Genomic DNA, 575 nt, shown 5'->3' on the forward strand with positions numbered 1-575 from the left:
GAAGGGCGCACCGTTGGGCTTGCCCTGCTCGAACGGGACGAAGATCACCTTGTAGCCGGCACGCGGCTTGCGGTTCCATGAGCCATGCTGGCCGATGAACATCCCGTGCTGGAACCTTGCCGGCAGGCTGTTGCCGGCGGCGCTGGCCAGCCCTAGCGAAGCCGTATGCGTGCCCACCGCGTAGTCGGGCACGATGGCCTTCGCCACCAGATCGGGGGCCGGCGGCTTCACGCGCACATCCACATGCTGGCCGTAGTAGCTGTACGGCCAGCCGTAGAAGCCGCCATCGCGCACGGAGGTAATGTAGTCCGGCACCAGGTCGCTGCCGATTTCATCGCGCTCATTCACGGCCGTCCACAACATGCCGCTGGTCGGCTCCCAGGCCATGCCGTTCGGGTTGCGCAGGCCGCTGGCGAACACGCGGTGCTGGCCGGTCTGGCGATCCACCTCCCAGATGGCGGCGCGGCCCGCTTCCTTGTCGATGCCGTTTTCGGCCACGTTGCTGTTCGAGCCGACCGTGACGTAGAGCTTGTTGCCGTCCTGGCTGGCGATGATGTTCTTGGTCCAGTGATGGT

The 575-nt window shown here is 65.9% G+C and carries 1 protein-coding gene; it reads right to left on the bottom strand.

From position 1 onward, the window contains the following. Positions 1–575, bottom strand: a 575-nt coding sequence (locus tag AB4Z35_RS30055) for a PQQ-dependent sugar dehydrogenase (protein ID WP_442101168.1), incomplete at both ends; no start/stop codon positions are given.

It is taken from the genome of Pseudomonas sp. KB_15 (assembly GCF_052114525.1).
GTDB lineage: Bacteria > Pseudomonadota > Gammaproteobacteria > Pseudomonadales > Pseudomonadaceae > Aquipseudomonas.